Source organism: Streptomyces sp. AHU1, from assembly GCF_045343905.1.
GTDB classification, from domain to species: domain Bacteria; phylum Actinomycetota; class Actinomycetes; order Streptomycetales; family Streptomycetaceae; genus Streptomyces; species Streptomyces triticiradicis.
Genome location: NZ_CP174283.1, coordinates 6146613 through 6161149 on the forward strand (window position 1 = coordinate 6146613; position 14537 = coordinate 6161149).

Consider the following 14537-nt stretch of genomic DNA (forward strand, 5'->3'; position numbering starts at 1 on the left):
GGACACGGAACAAGGGTGCCCAATACCGGTGTGTGGTAACAGACCTGGACACCCTCGTGCCGTTCACTCCCGCCAGGGCCGCGGGGCCCGGTCGGACGGCTCGCTAGACGGCTTCCTTCCGGAGCCGGAACCAGTAGAAGCCGTGGCCGGCGAGGGTGAGGAGGTAGGGGAGTTCGCCGATGGCGGGGAAGCGGACGCCGCCGATGAGTTCGACGGGGTGCCGGCCGTTGAATTCGCGCAGGTCGAGTTCGGTGGGCTGGGCGAAGCGGGAGAAGTTGTGGACGCACAGGACGAGGTCGTCCTTGTATTCGCGCAGGAAGGCGAGGACGGCGGGGTTGGTGGAGGGCAGTTCGGTGTAGGAGCCGAGTCCGAAGGCGGTGTTCTGTTTGCGGATCTCGATCATGCGGCGGGTCCAGTGCAGGAGCGAGGAGGGTGAGGACATGGAGGCCTCGACGTTGGTGACCTGGTAGCCGTGGACGGGGTCCATGATCGTGGGGAGGAAGAGGCGGCCGGGGTCGCTGGAGGAGAAGCCGGCGTTGCGGTCGGGGGTCCATTGCATGGGGGTGCGGACGGCGTCGCGGTCGCCGAGCCAGATGTTGTCGCCCATGCCGATCTCGTCGCCGTAGTAGAGGATCGGGGATCCGGGCAGGGACAGGAGGAGGGCGGTGAAGAGTTCGATCTGGTTGCGGTCGTTGTCCAGGAGGGGGGCGAGGCGGCGGCGGATGCCGATGTTGGCGCGCATACGCGGGTCTTTGGCGTATTCGGCGTACATGTAGTCGCGTTCTTCGTCGGTGACCATTTCGAGGGTGAGCTCGTCGTGGTTGCGCAGGAAGATGCCCCATTGGCAGGAGGCGGGGATGGTGGGGGTCTTGGCGAGGATCTCGGAGACGGGGTAGCGGGACTCGCGGCGCACGGCCATGAAGATGCGGGGCATGACGGGGAAGTGGAAGGCCATGTGGCATTCGTCGCCGCCGGAGGGGAAGTCGCCGAAGTAGTCGACGACGTCCTCGGGCCACTGGTTCGCCTCGGCCAGCAGCACCGTGTCCGGATAGTGCGTGTCGATCTCCTTGCGCACCCGCTTGAGGAACTCGTGGGTCGCAGGAAGGTTTTCGCAGTTCGTCCCCTCCACCTGGTACAGATACGGCACCGCGTCGAGGCGGAAGCCGTCGATGCCCAGGTCCAGCCAGAACCGCAGCGCGGAGATGATCTCCTCCTGGACGGCGGAGTTCTCGTAGTTGAGGTCGGGCTGGTGGGAGAAGAAGCGGTGCCAGTAGTACTGCTTGCGGACGGGATCGAAGGTCCAGTTGGAGGCTTCGGTGTCGACGAAGATGATGCGGGCGTCCTGGTACTGCTTGTCGTCGTCGGCCCAGACGTAGTAGTCGCCGTAGGGTCCGTCCGGGTCGGAGCGGGATTCCTGGAACCACGGGTGCTGGTCGCTGGTGTGGTTCATGACGAAGTCGATGATGACGCGCATGCCGCGTTGGTGGGCGGCGTCGACGAACTCGACGAAGTCGGCGAGGTCGCCGAACTCGGGGAGGACGGCGGTGTAGTCGGAGACGTCGTAGCCGCCGTCGCGCAGGGGGGATTTGAAGAAGGGGGGCAGCCACAGGCAGTCGACGCCCAGCCATTGGAGGTAGTCGAGTCGGGCGGTCAGGCCCTTGAGGTCGCCGATGCCGTCGCCGTTGCTGTCCTGGAAGGAGCGGACCAGGACCTCGTAGAAGACGGCGCGTTTGAACCACTCGGGATCGCGGTCCTTGACCGGGGTGTCCTCGAACGTGTCCGGGACGGGCTCATTGACGATCATGTGGTGGGTGACCCTCCGATCAGCGGTGAGGACGGTCGCAGGACGGTGAGGATGTGCGCGGGCCGGTCGCCCGGCTCCAGACGCACATAGTTGGTCCTGCCCCAGTGGTAGGTCTCGCCGGTGAGCTCGTCGCGCACCGGCACCGACTCGTGCCATTCCAGGCCGAGTTGCGGCATGTCCAACGAGACGGTGGCCTCCTGGGTGTGGTGGGGGTCGAGGTTGACCACCACCACAACCGTGTTCGAACCCTCGGCGTCCGTGGCGGACTTGGAGTAGACGATCACCGCCTCCTGGTCGGCGTGGTGGAAGTGCAGGTCACGCAGCTGGCGCAGCGCGGGACTGTTCCGCCTGATCGCGTTGAGCCGGGTGATCAGGGGGGCGATGGTGCGGCCCTCGCGTTCGGCGGCGGCCCAGTCGCGGGGGCGGAGCTGGTACTTCTCGGAGTGGAGGTATTCCTCGCTGCCGGGGCGCTGGGGGGTGTTCTCGCACAGTTCGTAGCCGCTGTACATGCCCCAGGCGGGGGAGAGGGTGGCGGCCAGGACGGCGCGCAGTTCGAAGGCGGGGCGGCCGCCGTGCTGGAGGAACTCGTGGAGGATGTCGGGGGTGTTGACGAACAGGTTGGGGCGCATCCGGGCGGCCGAGTCGCCGGCCAGTTCGGTGAGGTAGTCGGTGAGTTCCTCCTTGGTGTTGCGCCAGGTGAAGTAGGTGTAGGACTGCTGGAAGCCGATCTCGGCCAGGGTGCGCATCATGGCGGGGCGGGTGAAGGCCTCGGCCAGGAAGATGACGTCGGGGTCGGTGGCGTTGACGTCCGCGATCACCTGTTCCCAGAACATCACGGGTTTGGTGTGCGGGTTGTCGACGCGGAAGATCCGCACCCCGTGGTCCATCCAGAACCGCAGGATCCGTACCGTCTCGCGGACCAGGCCCGGCATGTCGCGGTCGAAGGCGATCGGGTAGATGTCCTGGTACTTCTTGGGCGGGTTCTCCGCGTGGGCGATGGTGCCGTCGGGCCGGTGGTGGAACCACTCCGGGTGCTTGTCCACCCACGGGTGGTCCGGGGAGCACTGCAGCGCGAAGTCCAGCGCGATCTCCAGCCCCAGCGCGGCGGCCCCGGCGACGAAGGCGTCGAAGTCCTCCATCGTGCCCAGGGCCGGGTGGAGCGCGTCGTGACCGCCCTCGGGCGAACCGATCGCCCACGGCACCCCCACGTCCTGGGGCCCCGCCGACAGCGTGTTGCCCGGACCCTTGCGCCAGGTGGTCCCGATCGGATGGACCGGCGGCAGATACACGACGTCGAAACCCATCCGCGCGATCGCCGGCAGCCGCCCGGCCGCACTGCGCAGCGTCCCGTGCACCGGCACATCCACCCGCCCGCTCTCCGAGCGCGGGAAGAACTCGTACCACGACCCGAACAACGCCCGCTCCCGCTCCACCAGCAACGGCAACGCCTCTGACGACGTCACCAGCTCACGCAACGGACACCCCGCCAGCACGGCGTCCACCTGCGGAGTCAGCGCGGCCGCGAGACGGGAGGACACGGGGCGGCCGGTGTCGCGCAGCGCGTCCACGGCCCCGAGGAGCGTGTCCCTGCCCTTCTTGCCCCTGGTTCCCTTCGGCAGGGCGGCGGCCGCCCGCTCGTACAGCAGGGCGCCCTCCTCCAGCACCAGTTCGGTGTCGATCCCGGCCGGGACCTTGATCCCCGCGTGGTGCCGCCAGGTGGTGACCGGGTCGCTCCAGGCCTCCACCGTGTACGTCCAGCGGCCCGTTCCCGACGGGGTGACGTGGGCGCCCCAGCGGTCGGTGCCGGGGGCCAGCTCCCGCATCGGCGTCCACGGGCCGGGGCGGCCGTCCGGACCGCGCAGGACGACGTTCGCGGCGACGGCGTCGTGACCCTCGCGGAAGACCGTGGCCGACACCTCGAACCGCTCGCCCACCACGGCCTTGGCGGGACGGCGTCCCTGCTGCACGACCGGGTGGACGTCGAGGACGGGGATGCGCCCGACGGCCGTCACCGGGGTGACGGCGGAGGCGAGGGGGCCGTCGGCCGCGTCGGGGGTGCGGGTGGCGGGGACGGCGGCCTTGCGTGCCTTCGGAGCGGCCTTGACCCCCTTCGACGCGGTCTTCTCCGTCTTCGGGACGGCCTTCCCCGTCTTCGGAGCGGACGCCTTTGCCGTCCTGGGGGCGGACTTGGCCGTCTTGGCCCTGGGGGCGGCGCTCCGTCGGGCGGACGTTCCCGCCGCGGACGTGTCGGCGGACGGTGTCTCCGGGGCGGCGGCGGACGGTGTCTCCGGGGTGGAGGCATCGGAGCGCGGGCCGGTGGAACCGGCGCTCGTCGGGCGCGCGCCAGGGGCGGACGCGCCGGTGGAAGATCGTTTCTCCGGTGTGGCGGGAGGGGTGGGCGCGGTGGGTGTGGCGGGTGTACGGGGCCCGGCCTCGGCCGTGCGCGTTCTGGACGTGTCGGGGGTGGTCGTCGGGGGTGGCGACGTGTGGTGCGTGGCGGGCATGACCGCTCCTGTCCGCGTCAACGTGGGTGGGCGGATGTGCGTGGGGAGGTGGGGCCTGCGGGGGTACCGGAGGAGCCTTCCCACGCTATGCGGGTGGGCATTCCGGCACTTTGTTAACTACTCACGCGTATGTCTACACACAAGACCGGCCTCGTCCCGGGCAGGCGAGGCCGGTGCGGTGTGGCCGAATCACCCTGGTTGTACCAGCGTCGCACCAGGGTCAGCCGACCTGCAGGAGTCTGTTCGGCGAACCCGGGCCCGCGTCCGACACCTTTCCCCGGGCCGCCCGTCTCACCAGCGCCTTCGCCACCTGGGCCGGTGCGGCCCCCGGATGGTCCGCCAGATACAGCGCGGCCGCGCCGGCGGCGTGGGGGCTCGCCATCGACGTGCCGGAGTGGGTGGCTTCCGCCGTGTCGCCGGTGTACGAAGTCGACGTGATGTCCACCCCCGGCGCGAAGAGGTCGAGCGAGGACCCGGTGTCGGAGAAGCCCGCCCGCGCGTCGGCGCGGTCGGTCGCGCCGACCGTGAGCGCCTGGGGGACCCGGGCCGGGGAGAAGAGCGAGGCCGGCAGCCCGGAGTTGCCCGCCGCGACGGTGTAGGTCACGCCGGAGGCGATGGAGTTGCGGACGGCCGCGTCCAGCTGGGCGTTGGCGTACCCGCCCAGGCTCAGATTCGCCACGGCGGGCTTCCTCGCGTGCCGGGTGACCCAGTCGATGCCGGCGATGACCTGGGCGGTGGAGCCGGCGCCCCTGTCGTCGAGGACGCGGACGGCGACGACCCTGGCCCTCTTGGCCACGCCGTACACGGTTCCGGCGACCGTCCCGGCGACATGGGTGCCGTGGCCGTTGCCGTCCTGGGCCGTCCTGTCGCCGTCCACGAAGTCCCAGCCGTAGCTCGCCCGGCCCCCGAAGTCCCGGTGCGTGATGCGGACGCCGGTGTCGATGACGTAGACGGTCACCCCGGAACCCGCCGGCGCGGGAGCCGCGTACCGGCCGTCGAGCGGCCGGCCCGGCCGGTCGATCCGGTCCAGGCCCCACGGAGGCGGGTTCCCCCGGACGCGGCCGGGTGCCACGACGGTGTCCTGGACCCCTCCCAACGCCACCCGGGTGTCCTGGGCGACGGAGGCCACCCGGGGATCCGCGGCGATCCGCCGGGCCTGTCCCGCGTCGGCCCGTACGGCGAAGCCGTTGAGGGCGGTGCCGTAGGCGTGGCTGATTCTCGCTCCGTACCGCCCGGCGATGCCCGCGCCGGCCGACGGCGGAACCCGCGTGCCTCCCTTGAGCGTCACGATGTAGCTGCCGCTGACGGAACCGGGCGCCCCCGCGCCGGATATCCGCCCCGCCACGGCCGCCTGCGCGGGCGGGGCGACGGCCGGGAGCACCGCGGCCGTCATGGCCGCGGTGACCCCCGCCGCCCAGCGCAGACGCCATTTCCTCGTCCGTGCCATGAGCTGAGTTCCCCTCATCGACTCGACGTACCGGGGCCGGAGCGGGCCGCCGGGGCGGGCTCCGGCCGTACGCCACCCGGTGAGCCTCTCGTGCGGTGCGAAGCACCACAAGACCGCCCATGCGGGCAGAACCGGCCATGGCGTCCGTGAGGCGTCCGGGAAGGTTGCGTCGATTTCCCGCCGATGTCACACGGTCGGCCCCGATCGGGGGCCGTGCCGCGATGCGCCGTGTCGCGAAGGCACCCTCGCCGCTAACGTCGTGGGTGACGAAGGGCGCACAACGCCGTGCGTCCCTCAGCCGCGTACGTCCTCCGTGAAGGTGGAATTCGTGAAGGCGATCCGCAGATTCACCGTCCGACCCGTTCTCCCCGAAGCCCTTCACCCGCTCAGCGACCTGGCCCGCAACCTCCGCTGGTCCTGGCACGCCGAGACCCGCGACCTCTTCCGGTCCGTCGACCCCGAGCGCTGGGCCGCCTGCGGCGGCGACCCCGTGAGACTGCTCGGCAGCGTGCCGGCCGGACGGCTCGTGGAACTCACTCAGGACAGCGGCTTCCTGAGCCGTCTCGCCGTGGTCCGTGACGACCTGCGCGAGTACGTGAGCGGCGACCGCTGGTACCAGGAGCAGACCTCCGACCTGCCCACCGCCATCGCCTACTTCTCGCCCGAGTTCGGCATCACCGCCGCGCTGCCGCAGTACTCGGGGGGCCTCGGCATCCTCGCGGGCGACCACCTCAAGGCCGCCAGCGACCTGGGCGCCCCGCTGATCGGCGTGGGCCTGCTCTACCGGCACGGCTACTTCCGCCAGTCCCTGTCCCGCGAGGGCTGGCAGCAGGAGCACTATCCGGTCCTCGACCCCAACGAACTGCCCGTGGTGCCCCTGAGCGAGGACGACGGTACGCCCGCCCAGGTGTCCCTCGCGCTGCCCGGCGGCCGCGCGCTGCGCGCCCGGATCTGGCTGGCCCAGGTGGGCCGCGTCCCGCTGCTCATGCTCGACTCCGACGTCGAGGAGAACGGCGCCGGCGAACGCGGGGTCACCGACCGGCTCTACGGCGGCGGCAGCGAACACCGGCTCCTCCAGGAGATGCTGCTCGGCATAGGAGGAGTGCGGGCGGTGCGGACGTACTGCCGGCTGACCGGGCACCCGGAGCCCGAGGTGTTCCACACCAACGAGGGGCACGCGGGGTTCCTCGGCCTGGAGCGGATCGCCGAACTCATCGACGAGGGGCTGGACTTCGAGGCGGCGCTGGAGGCGGTCAGGGCCGGCACGGTCTTCACCACCCACACCCCGGTGCCCGCCGGCATCGACCGCTTCGACCGGGAGGTGGTCGCCCGCCACTTCGGCGCCGACGCCGAACTCCCGCGCATCGACGTGCAGCGCGTCCTCGCCCTCGGCATGGAGACCTATCCCGGGGGCGAGCCGAACCTCTTCAACATGGCCGTGATGGGCCTGCGCCTGGGCCAGCGGGCGAACGGGGTTTCCCTGCTGCACGGCCAGGTCAGCCGGGAGATGTTCTCCGGGCTCTGGCCGGGCTTCGACCCCGAGGAGGTGCCGATCACCTCGGTCACCAACGGCGTCCACGCGCCGACCTGGGTGGCTCCCGAGGTCTTCCGTCTCGGCGCCCGGCAGGTCGGCGCGCAGCGCACCGAGGACGCGCTGACCGTCGGCGGATCGGACCGCTGGGACGCGGTGGCCGAGATCGCCGACCAGGAGATCTGGGACCTGCGCAGGGTGCTGCGGGAACAGCTGGTCCTCGAGGTGCGGGACCGGCTGCGGGCGTCCTGGCGCCAGCGCGGTGCCGGCACGGCCGAACTCGGCTGGATCGACGGGGTGCTCGACCCGGACGTCCTGACCATCGGCTTCGCGCGCCGGGTCCCCTCGTACAAACGCCTGACCCTCATGCTGCGCGACCGCGACCGGCTCATGGACCTGATGCTGCACCCCGAGCGGCCGGTGCAGATCGTCGTCGCGGGCAAGGCGCACCCCGCGGACGACGGCGGGAAGCGGCTGATCCAGGAGCTGGTCCGGTTCGCGGACGACCCCCGGGTGCGCCACCGGATCGTCTTCCTGCCCGACTACGGCATGGGGATGGCGCAGAAGCTCTACCCGGGCTGCGACATCTGGCTCAACAACCCGCTGCGCCCCCTGGAGGCGTGCGGGACGAGCGGGATGAAGGCCGCGCTCAACGGCTGTCTCAACCTCTCGGTCCTGGACGGCTGGTGGGACGAGTGGTTCCAGCCCGACTTCGGCTGGGCGATCCCGACCGCGGACGGCACCGCGACCGACGAGGACCGGCGGGACGAGCTGGAGGCCGGGGCCCTGTACGACCTCCTCGAACAGCGGGTGGCCCCCCGCTTCTACGAGCGCGGCCAGGAGGGCCTGCCCGACCGCTGGATCGAGATGGTCCGCCGGACGCTGACCCACCTCGGCCCGAAGGTCCTGGCGGGACGGATGGTGCGCGAGTACGTGGAGCGCCTGTACGCCCCGGCTGCCCAGGCCCACCGCGCTCTCACCGCCCGGGCGGCCCACGAGCTGGCCGCCTGGAAGTCACGGGTCCGTGCCGCCTGGCCGCGGATCACCGTCGATCATGTCGAGGCGTCCTCGGCCACCGCGACCGCCGAACTGGGCACCACGCTGTCGCTGCGCGTCCGCGTGGGCCTCGGCGACCTCGCCCCCGACGACGTGGAGGTGCAGGCGGTGGCGGGCCGGGTGGACGGGGACGACCGCATCGCGGACGCGGTCTGTGTCCCGCTGAAGCCGGTCAACGGGCCTGATCTGGAGGGACGTTGGTCGTACGAGGGCCCGCTGTCCCTCGACCGCACGGGCTCCTTCGGCTACACGGTCCGGATCCTGCCGTCGCACCGGCTGCTGGCCTCCGGTGCGGAAATGGGCCTGGTGGCCGTGCCGTTGGAGGAACTGGCCGAGGCGGCAGGGCTGTTGATGCGGTAGGTCCGTGCGGGCACCGGGGAGACCGGGGTCACCGCTTCGCCGCGGCGGCCTCGATCTCCTTGGTGAACTGCCGGGCGTCGACGGGCTTTCCGTCGTCGTCGAGCACCGTGATGTCCCGGCCGCCGGCCTTCACCGCCGGGGTGCCGGTGACGTCGCTGTCGTAGAAGGCCTCGCCGACCTTGTCGGCCCAGGCGAGGTAAGTGCCTTCCTTGACGGCCTTGTTGAAGGCGTGCGTGCGCAGACCGGGTACCTTCCCGGCGATCTCCAGCAGTTCGGAGGTGCTGCCGAAGGTGTCCGTGGTCTCCTCCTTCGGCTGGGCGGCGTACAGGGCGGTGTGGAACTGCTTGAACAGGGCCGGGCTCTCGTTCAGGGCCGCTCCGAGCGCGGCGAGCGCGGTCCGGGAGCCCTTCCCGTCGAGGCGCTTGTCCAGGAAGGTGGCCATGTGGAACTCGACCTTCACCTTCCCGGAGTCGGCGAGGGAGGTGAGGGTCGCGCCCAGCTCGCGCTCGAAGCTCGCGCAGTAGGGGCAGCGCATGTCCTCGTAGACGCTCACGGTGACGGGGGCGTCCGCCTTCCCGTACGTGATCAGCGTGCCGTCTTCCCCGGTGGTGTGCGCCGGGGCGACGAGTGGTGCCGCCTTCGAAGCCGCCGCGGCCGGAGCACCCGGCGCGGAGCCGTCGTCGGCGGCGAGCCCGATGCCGACACCGGCGGTGAGCGCGAGCACGGTAACCGCGGCGCCGATCACCAGGGCACGGCGTGAGGACTTGTCGGAGGGCATAGGCGTCCCTTGTCACGAGGGGGAGGGCGGCCGGTGGGGCCGATCCCGACGCTACGGCGGCGCACCGCCTCCCCGGAACGGCCCTCCGGCCGTGACCGGCGGGACCCTCGGACCCGTTCACGCGGCCCGTACGTCCCGCCCGTGAGGGGACCTCTTTCCCTCGTCCGCCCGGCCGCCGGGGGCGCCGGTGGCGGGGGGCGGCCGGATGGGAGGTCGTTCAGGCCTCGTCGTGCGGTGCGCACAGGCGGCGCAGCACCTTGCCGCAGCGCAGGGCGTAGGCGCGCTGGAAGCTGCGCGTCACGGCGCCGCCCGCGCGGGCGTACCACTTGGCCGCCCGGCTGAAGGCCGTGACCGTCAGCCAGACGGTGCCGTCCCCCGTGCGGTTGACGACGAAGGCTTCCTCACCGCACTCGGGGTGGCCGGAAAGGGTTCCGTAGGCCCACGCGGTGCGCCGGGGTTCCTCGGCGGTCCAGACCACGCGGCAGGGGGCCTTGATCAGGCCGAGGCCGACCGTGACGTCGACGCCCGGCGCCGCCTTGTCGGCGTCGGAGACCATGCGGATCCCCATGGCCCGGTGCAGCTCCCAGGTCATCAGGGCCTCGGACGCGCGCCGGAAGACGGCCTCGCCCTCGCCGATGCGGGAGCGCACGTGCAGTCGGTGGAAGCCCGGGGGGCAGCGGTCCTCGCGGGTCGCGCCCACGTCCTCGTACGTGTAGGGCATGGGGGCAAGAGTAAGGCGGCACCCGGCACGATTCCGTGCCGGGTGCCGCCTCGGTTCGGTCACGTTCCCGCTAGCTGACGTTGACCGCGGTCCAGGCCGCCGCCACCGTCGCGTACTCGGTGCTGCTGGAGCCGTACAGCGCGGACGCCGCCGACAGGGTGGCCGTACGGGCGCCCTTGTAGTTCGTCGACGAGGTCATGTAGGTCGTCAGCGCCTTGTACCAGATCTGCAGGGCCTTGGCCCGGCCGATGCCGGTGACCGTCGAGCCGTTGTAGGTCGGAGAGCTGTAGCTGACGCCGTTGATCGTCTTCGAACCGCTGCCCTCCGAGAGGAGGTAGAAGAAGTGGTTCGCGACGCCGGACGAGTAGTGCACGTCCTTGCTGCCGACGGAGGAGGACCAGTAGTCCGCGGAGCCGCCGTCCTTGCTGGGCTTGTCCATGTAGCGCAGCGGGGTGCCGTCGCCGTTGATGTTGATCTTCTCGCCGATGAGGTAGTCGCCCACGTCGGAGGAGTTCGCCGCGTAGAACTCGACACCGGTGCCGAAGATGTCCGAGGTGGCCTCGTTGAGGCCGCCGGACTCGCCCGAGTAGTTCAGGCCGGCGGTGTTGGCGGTGACGCCGTGGCTCATCTCGTGGCCGGCCACGTCCAGCGAGGTCAGCGGGTGCGTGTTGCCCGAGCCGTCGCCGTACGTCATGCAGAAGCAGCTGTCGTCCCAGAACGCGTTGACGTACGCGTTGCCGTAGTGGACGCGGCTGTACGCTCCGACGCCGTTGTTCTTGATGCCGCTGCGGCCGAAGGTGTTCTTGTAGAAGTCCCAGGTCACCTGGGCGCCGTAGGCGGCGTCGGCGGCCGCGGTCTGGTCCGTGGTGGAGCTGGAGGCCGCGCCGGTGCCCCAGACGTCGTCCGCGTCGGTGAACAGCGTGCCCGCGGAGGAGCTCGTGCTGTGCGACTTGTTGTACGTCTTGTGGCTGCCGCGGGTGCCGTCCGTCAGGCTGTACGTCGAGCCCGACAGGGTCGTGTTGAGCGTGACCGTGCCCGAGTAGAGCGTCTTGCCGGTGCCGGTCTCGATGCCCTGGTACTCGTAGAGCTTCTTGCCGGTGGCCGCGTCGGTGATGACGTGCAGCTCGTTGGGGGTGCCGTCGTCCTGGAGGCCGCCGACGACGGTCTCGTAGGCGAGGGTCGGCCTGCCGGTGGCGGCCCAGATCACCTTGCGGGGGGCCTGGTCGGCGGCGGTCTTGGCCGAGCCGGCGTCCTTGGCGGCGGTGAGCGCCTGCTTCTCGGCCTTGGCGGTGGTGACCAGCGGCTTGAGCGAGGCGACCTTGATGGACGCCTTGGTCGCCTTGGTCACGGTCTCGGCCTTGCCGGCCTTCTCGTGCACGACGAGGTCGCCGCCGAGGACCGGAAGTCCGTTGTACGTGCGCTCGTAACGCGTGTGGACCGTGCCGTCGGCGTCCTTGACGACGTCTCTGACGACGAGCTTCTCCTTGGCGCCGAGCCCTATGCGCTGGGCCGTCTCCGTCTTCGCGGCGTCGGCCTTCTGGATGAGCGCGGTGCGGGCGGAGGCGGAGAGCTGGACCGGCGACGCGGCGAGGGGGGTGACCCGGCCGATGGGGGACGCCTCGGTCTGGGCGGAGGCACCGGTGGTCAGACCGGTGGTGAGCAGGGCTCCGGCGGCGACAGCGGTGGCGATGGCCAGAGTGGTGCGCTTGTGACGCGCGTAGAGGGGAGTCACGCAAGCTCCTTCTTGTGGGGACGTCCGAACGGCGTGGGGGCCGGAAGGACGGTTGTGAAGTTGCGGTGCGGGTGAGCCGTGCGGGTGAAGCGTGCCATCCCAGCCGCGTACATGTCAGGAGGTCATAAAGACCTTGGCCGAAAATCGTCGATCAGGTGAACAGTTGGATCACCCGGGCGTGAACCGGCCCCGGTCAAGCGTGTGTTGGCGCAAACTCCTGTTCCGGCAAAGAAGGGCGCCGCCCCGGGGAGTCGAACCCCCGGGGCGGCGCCCTGGCGCACCGCTCGCGTGCGGACTTCCGCCGCGGCCTACGGGAAGGTGAGCTTCCAGCTGTTGATGTAGCCGGTGTCCTGTGCCGCCTTGTCCTGGACCTTCAGTTTCCAGGTGCCGTTGGCGACTTCGGAGGACGCGTTGACCGTGTAGGTCGTGTTCACGTTGTCCGCCGAGTCGGACGAGCTGGTGTTCTTCAGGCGGTAGGTCGAGCCGTCGGGGGCGACCAGATCGATCTGCAGGTCACCGCGCCAGGTGTGCACGATGTCGACCGCGACCGCGAGGTTCGACGGGGCGTTGCCGGTACGGCCGCTGACCGTGATCGACGAGGTGACCGCCGCGCCGTTGTCCGGAATCGACACGTCGGCCGTGTTCTCGAACGACGTGCCGCCACCGCCACCGCCGCCCGGCCGTGAACCGACGTTCACCGCCGCCCAGGCGTTCTGCACCGCCGTGTACTCGGCGCTCGTCGTGCCGTACAGCTCGCCCGCCGCCGCGAGCGTGCCGGTGCGGGCCGACGCGTAGTTGGTGGTCGAGGTGAACTTGGTGGTGAGGGCGCGGTACCAGATCTGCAGCGCCTTGTCGCGGCCGATGCCGGTGACCGGAAGCCCGTCGGAGGTGGGCGAGTTGTAGCTGACGCCGTTGATGACCTTGGCGCCGCTGCCCTCGCTCAGCAGGTAGAAGAAGTGGTTGGCGACACCCGACGAGTAGTGCACGTCGACGTTGCCCACTCCGGAGTACCAGGAGTCCTTGGAGGCGCCGTCCTTGCTGGGCTTGTCCATGTAGCGCAGCGGGGTGCCGTCGCCGTTGATGTCGATCTTCTCGCCGATGAGGTAGTCGCCCACGTCGGTCGAGTTGTTGGCGTAGAACTCCACGCCGGTGCCGAAGATGTCGGAGGTCGCCTCGTTCAGACCGCCGGACTCGCCCGAGTAGTTGAGGCCCGCGGTGTTGGAGGTGACGCCGTGGCTCATCTCGTGGCCGGCCACGTCGAGCGCGGTCAGCGGGTCGTTGTTCCCGGACCCGTCGCCGTAGGTCATGCAGAAGCAGCCGTCGTCCCAGAACGCGTTGACGTACGCGTTGCCGTAGTGCACGCGGGAGTAGGCTCCGACGCCGTTGTTCTTGATGCCGCTGCGACCGAAGGTGTTCTTGTAGAAGTCCCAGGTCTCCGCGGCGCCGTAGTGGGCGTCCGCGCCGGCCGTGGCGGCGTTCGACGTGGTGCCGTTGCCCCAGGTGTCGCTCGTCTGCGAGAACAGCGTGCCGGTGCCCGACGAGCCGTGGTTCAGGTTGTACGTCTTGTGGTTGCCGCGCGCGCCGTCGTTCAGCGTGTAGGTGGAGCCCGACTGCGTGGTCGTCAGGGTCACCTGGCCGCTGTACTGGGTGTTGCCGATGCCGGTCTCGATGCCCTGGTACTCGTAGAGCTTCTTGCCGGTGGCCGCGTCGGTGATGACGTGCAGCTCGTTGGGGGTGCCGTCGTCCTGGAGGCCGCCGACGACGGTCTCGTAGGCGAGGGTCGGCCTGCCGGTGGCGGCCCAGATCACCTTGCGGGGCGCGCGGTCGGCGGCGGTGTTCTTCGAACCGGCGGCCTTCGCGGCGGACAGCGCCTGCTTCTCCGCCGTGCCGGCGGCGACCGCGGGCGTGAGCTCGGCGACCTTCAGGGAGGCGTTCGTCGCCTTGTAGACGTGCCCGGTCCGGCCGGACCTGGAGGTGTCGACGACCATGTCGCCGCCGAGGACCGGCAGTCCTTCGTACGTCCGCTCGTAGCGGGTGTGGACGGTGCCGTCGGCGTCCTTCATGACGTCGCGGGCGACGAGGCTCTCGCCGGCGCCGAGACCCAGGTCCCGGGCGGTCGTGGCCTTGGCCGCGTCGGCGTCGCGTATCAGCTCGGCGCGCTGCGAGGCGGTGAGCTTCATGGCGACGGCGCCCGGGTTGACCCCGCCCGCCCGGGGGGTCTGTTCGGGGGCGGCGCTCGCGGCGCCCGACTGGACGGCCGCTGCCAGCAGGGCGGTGACGCCGACGAGGGCGACACCGGCGACGCGACGCTTGGTGGTGTGGGAGGTGCGTCTGTGGGGAGAACTGCTGCTCAACACTGACTCCTTCTGCATGGCCGCGGATCGCGCGGCCAGGGGAGACCGGACGATGGAGTGAGCCGTCCGGGCAGAACTGGGCGTTGCGCGGAACCAGGTGCATGGGGTCGTACGGCACGACACAGCCGGATTTGCTGTGAGGTTGCTGTGAAGTTGCCGAGGGAAGAGTGGCAGGAGATAACCCTTTCTGTCAGGACCGCGTCACAAAAATGGCCGGAAACGGTTCGTTGTCCGGTTGGTCGTGTTCGGT

Annotated in this window: 8 protein-coding genes; 1 reads left to right on the forward strand and 7 read right to left on the reverse strand. The window is 70.6% G+C overall.

What is annotated here, in order from left to right; translation table 11 throughout:
• Positions 1–103 precede the first annotated feature (103 nt).
• From treS to ACICHK_RS27535, 3 genes are all read right to left on the reverse strand, one after another.
• Positions 104–1804, reverse strand: coding sequence for a maltose alpha-D-glucosyltransferase (gene treS / locus ACICHK_RS27525; RefSeq protein ID WP_406838960.1), 1701 nt, complete (start codon positions 1802–1804; stop codon positions 104–106).
• The gene (locus ACICHK_RS27530; RefSeq protein WP_406838961.1) at positions 1801–4308 is read right to left on the reverse strand and encodes a maltotransferase domain-containing protein; all 2508 of its coding nucleotides are present in this window, start codon (positions 4306–4308) and stop codon (positions 1801–1803) included. The genes treS and ACICHK_RS27530 overlap by 4 nt, the downstream gene beginning before the upstream one ends.
• Positions 4309–4528: 220 nt before the next feature.
• Complete coding sequence (locus ACICHK_RS27535; RefSeq protein ID WP_406838962.1) at positions 4529–5755, reverse strand: S8 family peptidase; 1227 nt, start codon at positions 5753–5755, stop codon at positions 4529–4531.
• Positions 5756–6083: 328 nt separating this feature from the next.
• Between ACICHK_RS27535 and ACICHK_RS27540 the strand changes: the two genes are divergently transcribed.
• Entirely contained in the window at positions 6084–8702 is a 2619-nt protein-coding gene (locus ACICHK_RS27540) for a glycosyltransferase family 1 protein (RefSeq protein WP_406838963.1), read from the forward strand.
• Positions 8703–8730: 28 nt separating this feature from the next.
• Here ACICHK_RS27540 and ACICHK_RS27545 read toward each other — a convergent pair whose 3' ends face one another.
• The 4 genes from ACICHK_RS27545 to ACICHK_RS27560 form a co-directional block, all read right to left on the reverse strand.
• Entirely contained in the window at positions 8731–9480 is a 750-nt protein-coding gene (locus ACICHK_RS27545) for a thioredoxin domain-containing protein (RefSeq protein WP_406838964.1), read from the reverse strand.
• A 217-nt stretch (positions 9481–9697) separates the two neighbouring features.
• The gene (locus ACICHK_RS27550) at positions 9698–10201 is read right to left on the reverse strand and encodes a DUF1990 family protein (protein ID WP_151472025.1); all 504 of its coding nucleotides are present in this window, start codon (positions 10199–10201) and stop codon (positions 9698–9700) included.
• Positions 10202–10271: 70 nt separating this feature from the next.
• Positions 10272–11933 carry a M4 family metallopeptidase gene (locus ACICHK_RS27555; RefSeq protein WP_406838965.1) on the reverse strand — a complete coding sequence of 554 codons (1662 nt, stop codon included), beginning with the start codon at positions 11931–11933 and terminating at the stop codon, positions 10272–10274.
• A gap of 308 nt (positions 11934–12241) precedes the next feature.
• Complete coding sequence (locus ACICHK_RS27560; protein ID WP_406838966.1) at positions 12242–14287, reverse strand: M4 family metallopeptidase; 2046 nt, start codon at positions 14285–14287, stop codon at positions 12242–12244.
• Positions 14288–14537 lie beyond the last annotated feature (250 nt).

Excerpts from the sequence above, each read along its gene's own strand:
- treS (WP_406838960.1), bottom strand. The coding sequence starts at position 1,804 with ATGATCGTCAATGAGCCCGTCCCGGACACGTTCGAGGACACCCCGGTC.
- ACICHK_RS27530 (WP_406838961.1), bottom strand. The coding sequence starts at position 4,308 with ATGCCCGCCACGCACCACACGTCGCCACCCCCGACGACCACCCCCGAC.
- ACICHK_RS27535 (WP_406838962.1), bottom strand. The coding sequence starts at position 5,755 with ATGGCACGGACGAGGAAATGGCGTCTGCGCTGGGCGGCGGGGGTCACC.
- ACICHK_RS27545 (WP_406838964.1), bottom strand. The coding sequence starts at position 9,480 with ATGCCCTCCGACAAGTCCTCACGCCGTGCCCTGGTGATCGGCGCCGCG.
- ACICHK_RS27550 (WP_151472025.1), bottom strand. The coding sequence starts at position 10,201 with ATGCCCTACACGTACGAGGACGTGGGCGCGACCCGCGAGGACCGCTGC.